Origin of the sequence: Candidatus Desulfatibia sp. (genome assembly GCF_036446775.1) — a bacterium.
GTDB lineage: Bacteria > Desulfobacterota > Desulfobacteria > Desulfobacterales > UBA11574 > Desulfatibia_A.
Map to the genome: position 1 here is coordinate 1 of NZ_JAZFTO010000026.1, position 6,725 is coordinate 6,725.

The 6,725-nt window shown below is 46.8% G+C and carries 8 protein-coding genes and 2 tRNA genes; 5 read left to right on the plus strand and 5 right to left on the minus strand.

Translation table 11 applies throughout. The features are described 5' to 3' along the window. The 4 genes from trkA to V3S16_RS01130 form a co-directional block, all read left to right on the plus strand. On the plus strand, positions 1-1,381 hold a 1,381-nt coding region (trkA, locus tag V3S16_RS01115; RefSeq protein ID WP_413882834.1), incomplete at its 5' end, for a Trk system potassium transporter TrkA. Beyond that, a complete protein-coding gene (locus V3S16_RS01120) occupies positions 1,382-2,830 on the plus strand; it encodes a TrkH family potassium uptake protein (protein WP_413882835.1) in 1,449 nt (482 codons plus the stop codon). It begins immediately after the preceding gene. Positions 2,831-2,902: 72 nt separating this feature from the next. Continuing rightward, positions 2,903-2,978, plus strand: a tRNA-Lys gene (locus V3S16_RS01125). A 145-nt stretch (positions 2,979-3,123) separates the two neighbouring features. Next, positions 3,124-3,201, plus strand: a tRNA-Glu gene (locus tag V3S16_RS01130). A gap of 304 nt (positions 3,202-3,505) precedes the next feature. Here V3S16_RS01130 and V3S16_RS01135 read toward each other — a convergent pair. The 5 genes from V3S16_RS01135 to V3S16_RS01155 form a co-directional block, all read right to left on the minus strand. Then, positions 3,506-3,688, minus strand: coding sequence for a hypothetical protein (locus V3S16_RS01135; RefSeq protein ID WP_413882836.1), 183 nt, complete (start codon positions 3,686-3,688; stop codon positions 3,506-3,508). 33 nt (positions 3,689-3,721) lie between these two features. Then, on the minus strand, positions 3,722-4,165 hold the full coding sequence (locus tag V3S16_RS01140; RefSeq protein WP_413882837.1) for a type II toxin-antitoxin system VapC family toxin: 444 nt from the start codon (positions 4,163-4,165) through the stop codon (positions 3,722-3,724). 549 nt (positions 4,166-4,714) lie between these two features. After that, positions 4,715-5,152, minus strand: a complete 438-nt coding sequence (locus V3S16_RS01145; RefSeq protein ID WP_413882838.1) for a type II toxin-antitoxin system VapC family toxin — start codon at positions 5,150-5,152, stop codon at positions 4,715-4,717. Then, a complete protein-coding gene (locus V3S16_RS01150; protein ID WP_413882839.1) occupies positions 5,149-5,394 on the minus strand; it encodes a type II toxin-antitoxin system VapB family antitoxin in 246 nt (81 codons plus the stop codon). Before V3S16_RS01150 ends, V3S16_RS01145 begins: the two co-directional genes overlap by 4 nt. Before the next feature lie 335 nt (positions 5,395-5,729). Continuing rightward, positions 5,730-5,978, minus strand: a complete 249-nt coding sequence (locus V3S16_RS01155) for a hypothetical protein (RefSeq protein ID WP_413882840.1) — start codon at positions 5,976-5,978, stop codon at positions 5,730-5,732. Positions 5,979-6,308: 330 nt separating this feature from the next. Here V3S16_RS01155 and arfB point away from each other — a divergent pair. Further along, the coding region (gene arfB / locus V3S16_RS01160; protein WP_413882841.1) for an alternative ribosome rescue aminoacyl-tRNA hydrolase ArfB at positions 6,309-6,725 on the plus strand (417 nt) is incomplete at its 3' end.

Genomic DNA, 6,725 nt, shown 5'->3' on the forward strand with positions numbered 1-6,725 from the left:
AAAGGAGCCAAAACCATTGAAAATTGTAATTGTTGGTGCCGGCGATGTCGGTTTTAACATCGCCAGCCATTTGGCCTTAGAGGATAAGGATGTTGTCGTCATTGATATCGACCCGGACGCAATTCGGCGCGTATCGGACAACCTGGATGTTCGGGTAATCAACGGGTCCGGAAGCAGCCCTGTGATTCTTGAGGAAGCCGGCATCAAGGGGGCCGAGATACTCCTGGCCGTGACCGACAGTGATGAGACCAATCTGGTGGCATGTCTGGTTGCCAGCATTATTTCTCCGGTAACAAAAAAACTGGCCCGTATTCGTGGTGCTGGCTATGATGGATTTCATGATATGTTCCGGGAGCATGCACCCAACATCGATGCGATCATCAACCCGGAGATCGAGGTCGTCAAGACCATTGACAAACTGATGACTATACCCGGTGCCGTGGACGTGGGGGAATTTGCCGACGGTCTGGTCAAATTTGTCGGGATCCGTCTAGATCCTTCGACAAGGCTGGATGGTGTTCGCCTTTCCGATATTTCCGCCACAATCGGCCAACAGGCTCCTCTGATTGCCGCAATAGTTCGGAATGAAGAGCTGATTATCCCCGGGGGGAATGACAAACTGCGGGCAGGAGATTTGGTTTATTTTATCAGTGAAGCCGATAAATTATTAAAAGCCCTGTCGGTTTTCGATAAGCATGCCGAGCCCATACGTCGGGCTTTAATTGTGGGCGGTGGGCGTATAGGATTCAGACTGGCTTCCTTGCTTGAAGAGAGATCGGTCTATACCAAAATCGTTGAAAAAGACGCAAGCTGCTGCACCGAACTTGCAGAAAAGCTCAATAAGACAGTTGTGCTCCATGGAGACGGTTCGGATTTGGAACTCCTTAGACAAGAAAACGTTCAGGATATGGATGTTGTGATTACCCTCACCAACGATGAAGAGACCAATATTATCTCTTCCCTTATGGCCAAGCGGATGGGCGTCCTAAAAACTATCACAAGAATCAGCAAGCTCAGTTATTTCCCCTTGATGTCCATGATCGGTCTTGAACAGGTCGTGAGCCCCAGACATTCAGCCATCAATACTATTTTACAGCACATTCGACGAGGTAAGGTGCTTTCGGCTATATCCATAAAAGACCACCAGGCTGAAGTCATGGAAGCTGTGGCCATGGAAACTTCGGATATTGTAGGTAAACCTTTGAAGAGAGTCTCTTTGCCACCGGGAGTCCTCGTTGCCTGTATTATCCACAAGGACGAAATCATCATCCCCACCGGTGAAAGCGTCATCAAGCCTGATGATCGGATTATTATCTTTGCAAGCAGAAAGGCCATTCCCAAGATCGAAAAAATCCTGGCAGTCAGACTGGAGTATTTTTAGATGCGCTGGCTTTTTATCTTAAAGATTGTCGGAATATTAATTCTTTTTTTAGGGCTCAGCATGATATTTCCCCTTTTCTTTGGTCTTTATTACAAGGACCAGAGCATACTGCCGCTGCTAAAATCTATCGGGATAACGGCCTTTGCCGGGTTGCTGACCTATATTTGTTTCCGGCGGGAAAAGGCAGAATTCATCAGTCATCGTGAAGGCATGGCCATCGTGACTATCGGCTGGACAGCCGTCGGTTTTTTCGGGGCTCTGCCGTTTTATTTAAGTGGCGAATTCGGACCTTTCGTGGATTGTTTTTTTGAGTCGGTATCCGGATTTACCACCACAGGTTCCTCTATATTAACCAACATAGAAGCCGTATCAAAAGGGCTCCTTTTCTGGCGTAGTTTTATTCAGTGGCTGGGCGGAATGGGAATTATCGTTCTGTCTGTGGCGATCCTGCCCTTTTTGGGTGTTGGAGGTATGCAGCTGTACAAGGCTGAAGTTCCCAGCCCTGTGCCGGATAAGCTCAGGCCGCGCATCCGTGAAACGGCTACGATTCTCTGGAAAGTGTATGCCCTGATTTCGCTGGCAGAGGTGATTATGTTGATGATCGGAGGCATGGATCTATATGATGCCTTATCCCATGCTTTCACAACAATGCCGACCGGAGGCTTTTCAACCAAAAACGCTTCCATAGCCCATTTTAACAGCGTCTACTTTGATACGGTGATTATCTTCTTTATGCTTCTTGCCGGAATTAATTTTGCGTTGCATTATCAATTTCTAAGGGGCAAGCCCCTGGCGTTTTGGCGGAATCCGGAGTGTCGCTTTTTTTTAGGAGCGGTTGCTGTGCTGATTGTGGTTGTGACCTTCAATGTTTACGGTTCCGTATACCAAACCATCGGCCGGGCGCTTCGCTTCGGTGCTTTTCAGGTAGTTTCAATTGTCACGACCACCGGTTATGCTACGGCGGATTACGAGCTGTGGCCGGCCATGTCCCAGCTTGTTCTGCTGCTGTGCATGTTTTTAGGAGCTTCCGCAGGGTCTACCGGCGGTGGTATGAAATGCATGCGCGTCATGCTCTATTTAAAATACTGCTATAAGGAGCTGTTTATCCTGATCCATCCCCGGGCCGTGCAGCATATCAAAATCGGCGGTGAGTCGGTTTCAGAGGATGTAGTGCGCAGCGTTTTAGGGTTTATGGGCCTTTACATCGGACTGTTTGCGATTTCATCCGTTATACTGGCTGGCTTGGGGGTCGATCTTGTCACTTCGGTGGCAGCGGTCGCCGCTGCTATCGGAAACATCGGGCCCGGTTTGGGGATGGTGGGTCCGACGGACAATTTCGCCCAGATCCCCTATCTGGGCAAATGGCTGCTCATCTGGTGTATGCTTTTGGGAAGACTGGAAATATATACCGTGATCATCCTGCTGGTGCCGGAATTCTGGCGCAAATAAAAATAAAATACCAAGGCGATTTTATTTTTATTGACAAATTGAAAATGTATCGTTACTTCTGTGGGCTCTGAGGGGCCGTTAACTCAGTTGGTAGAGTATCTGCCTTTTAAGCAGAGAGTCACTGGTTCGAGCCCAGTACGGCCCACCACGAAAGACAATTTTTCGTCCCCATCGTCTAGCTTAGCCAGTCGAAGATCCCGCTCTGCGGGGGTCCATGCCACCCCGCTTTTCAAGCGGGACAGCCGGGGTTGACCGGCAGTGGTGGGGAGGGTTAAAACTTATAGCGTATCTGCGTCCCCATCGTCTAGCCAGGTCCAGGACACCGGCCTTTCACGCCGGCAGCAGGGGTTCAAATCCCCTTGGGGACGCCACCGATTCAAGAGGTTAACCAAATTTCCGGTTAACCTCTTTTTGTTTGAGGTCCATGACATCCCGCTTTTAAAGCGGGACAGCAGGGGTGAATTTATCCTGAGCTTGCCGAAGGAAATCCCCTTGGGGACGCCACAATTTTAAGGCCCGTCAAATGATGACGGGCCTTTTTTATTGCGCAGGTCTAAGACATCCCGCTTTCCAAGCGGGACAGTCTCAATAATGTACCAAAGAAACCCTAGCGTTTGGTAAAAAATTTAAAATTTATTTTTTTATGCAACTACAGGGTAAAACCCGGATGCTGCGTTAGCCCACTTTTTTCTGATTTACAGTAATCAAAGGCTTTGGCTGCCGACAAACGAGGCGCCCGGCAAGCTTTTCCTGAGAAGCCTGCAGGCGTTGGAAATACTTTTCAGGATCTTGTTGGCATTCTCGTTCAATCGTATGCCGTATTTTTCGGACCTCTTGTACAATTGGATCGTTCGTCATGTTAAACCTCCAAAAGTTCTTCTGGAGTACAAATTATCGGAGTGCTGATTCCGCGGATAGTGTTGATGTTCTGACGACCACTCTGACACGCGCATTAAGAATATGGGTAAAATTCCAAGAAACCAGAAAGTCCATGCCATGATAGGTTGCAACTGCCAAGTGATATGCATCACCCCTTGCTTTTTCAGGGATCGGAATTTTTTCAAAATAAAGGTCGGCTAGATCACGAACCTCATTTGTAATCTCTAGAACCGGGAAATCCTCCATTTTTTTAAGTCGCAGTTTTGCAGCAGCTTCGTCTCCCCTGGACGCCTCTTCAAGAACAATAGGAGATACGAATGGATCAAGATGTGGCAGCGAGTTTTCCCACCACTCCAGAGTGACTTGCTGGTGAGCTGCAACAACGATATCTCTGCTTGGCCTCGCGGTCAAGTAACTCACTACGGTTGTTTCAATATATACACTTTGTTTTTCCATTCAAACCCTCAGGAAGAAGCCTTTGGGTTAATTTACCTCTTACCAAAGCCGGTTTTTGGGGTCATTATGTCTGGAATGTTGGGATGTAACCGGAAAGCATCCCATATAGTAAAGTTATTAGCGAATCTCCAATAAAATATTATTACCATTAACACCGCCATTAATCAATTCTAATAAAAATATCATATTAACAGCCCCTTCTGAACGATTTTTCGTAATCGTTCACCGGGGGCAAAATATTTGACAGGATAACAGGCCCGCCCTGGCGCGACTTCCATAGAACATACTAAGGATGCTGTAAAATATATAAGCCGGACCCAAAGATGCAAACTTGCCAACCCAGGTCTGGGCCAGGGATCTGAATTAAGTGATCAACAGAATGAAAAAACAATCAAGTCTATCCTGTTATCCTGTCAAAGATAGCTGAACTGTTACGATTTATCCTGTTAAATGCGGAGTATATTTAACCGGGACCTGACCACCTTGTTTCTGCCAAGTTGATTGGAAAAGGCGCTGGCCCTGTCCGTAGATGTGTATGGCATGGTTCGCTTATACCGGTCGGGAAAGGGGGTTACTCCACTTCAGCTTGGGAAAACGAGCGAAATCAGAATCGGTAGAGGCCAACTCGCAGCCATGTTCAATGGCAAGAGCTGCCAGATGCGCGTCTGTAACCAGATTGGCGATAGCCTGCCCATCCGTGAGCATCTGCTGAAATACAGTCCAATGTCGTTCGGTCGGACGAACGACTCTTGTACAAGGCTGGTCCAACCAGCTCTGCACACGAGCAAGGGCTTGTTCGAGGGAGAGCGGGTGCTCGAAGACCCGAGGATTGGTCCCTATCCGAATAAATGCGGACAGAACTGTCCAGCACAGACAAACAGTTCCAGTCTGGGAGAGCCGGCCATCCCACCATTCACGCGCTTGTTGGTTGCGTGGGTGAAGCGAGTCTTCCGCATACAAGAGAATATTGGCATCGACGAGAATCAACGGGAATCCTCGCCTTCAATTTGGGCCAGTAATTCCTGGATGTTATCTATATTACGGCCGGATCGAAGGCGCATTGCATGAGGTTCTGTTTTGTAACGCCGATACTTCGCAGGTCGTTCTACATGGTCCAAGCCAGCCCGAAGAGCTTCGTTGACAACCGTTTTAAATGGTGTGCGCAATTTGGCCGCAAGGGCTCTTGCCCGCTCCATCACATCATCATCTATTGAAAGTGTCGTTCTCATGATGTCATCATATCATCATTTGAAATGATGTCAAGGCATCACTTTTTCTATGGACACCCTTGACAGACTAAAAACCTGATAACAATGATGATTTCAGTATATCGGTGGGCTTTCTATGCCTCTTAGTTGGAAAGAATTCGTAGTATTTACAATTATTTTTAATACGAATATGACTACGTGGGTAAATGGGGAGTTCCTTTGGGGACGCCGTTTATTTAAAGGGGTTATCGATTTTCGGTAACCCCTTTTTTATGCCGGCATGGTGAAAAGCATGACCATAACCAAAACAGATGGGAATTAAGTGAAGCCTCCCAGCCCTTTAGGACGGGTAGCTTCTATTCCTTACAGTCGCTTCGAAGCATTGCCGCAAGGCAGAACATCCCCTGCAAGCTTGTTGGAGCGCAGCGGAAATCCCGCTCAAGCGGGGCTGCAGGGTTCTTCAATTGGATTTTAATAATCTGTTGGATGATGCGGTGGAAGATGATATAGAGGATGATGTTGAGGCGATGTGGTAAATATGAACAAATCATAATGTGTTTTTTATGAAGAAAATATTGATAATCCTTACTATCGCTGTGGTTCATTCAATTTTCACTAAGATTATTTCAAGCATAGCATTGTCGGTTGTCACAGCCAATGTATATGAAAGTCAGTTGCCTTTTTGGGGTCGATTATTAATGGTAATGTCCAAGGTGTTATACTTTCCGGTTTTTACATTTGCATTGTATCCGAGGCAGTTTTTCCCCGGAAATCTTATAATTATACCTCTTTTTATCAATAGTCTGTTATGGGCATTGGTTATCTACATTCTCTTCGTTTTAATTAAAAAAGTCACTGTAACACCTGCATAGTCAAGAAATTAAAAGAAGCTCCCTTTGTTGTAAATACGGATATCAGGGCCAGGAATCAGACACATGATCAAGATCAAAGAAAGAATTTTGATAGGAGAGGATGAATTATCTTTCACCTTTTCCCGCAGCAGCAAGCCAGGCGGCCAGAATGTTAATAAAATTAGCAGCCGGGTTACGCTTCTATTTGATGTGGCTAATTCGCCGAGTCTTACGGCAGAGCATAAAAATCAGATCATGACCCGATTGGGGACAAGGATCAACAAGGACGGCGTATTGAGGGTTATTGCCCAACGCCATCGTCGTCAGGCAGCTAATCGGGAAGCTGCGCTTGAACGTTTTGTCGAACTGTTACAGGAAACTCTTAAGCCTGTTAAGGCCAGGAAAAAGACCCGAATTTCACTTGCTGCCAAAAAGCGCCGATTAAACGGAAAAAAGCGTCGAAGCAGGCTTAAACAGGAACGTGCAAAACCTACTGTTGGG

What these genes read in the sequence shown, in the direction of transcription:
- V3S16_RS01120 (WP_413882835.1), top strand. Translation starts at nt 1,382, where the DNA reads ATGCGCTGGCTTTTTATCTTAAAGATTGTCGGAATATTAATTCTTTTT.
- V3S16_RS01135 (WP_413882836.1), bottom strand. Translation starts at nt 3,688, where the DNA reads ATGACGAACGATCCAATTGTACAAGAGGTCCGAAAAATACGGCATACG.
- V3S16_RS01140 (WP_413882837.1), bottom strand. Translation starts at nt 4,165, where the DNA reads ATGGAAAAACAAAGTGTATATATTGAAACAACCGTAGTGAGTTACTTG.
- V3S16_RS01150 (WP_413882839.1), bottom strand. Translation starts at nt 5,394, where the DNA reads ATGAGAACGACACTTTCAATAGATGATGATGTGATGGAGCGGGCAAGA.
- V3S16_RS01155 (WP_413882840.1), bottom strand. Translation starts at nt 5,978, where the DNA reads ATGAACCACAGCGATAGTAAGGATTATCAATATTTTCTTCATAAAAAA.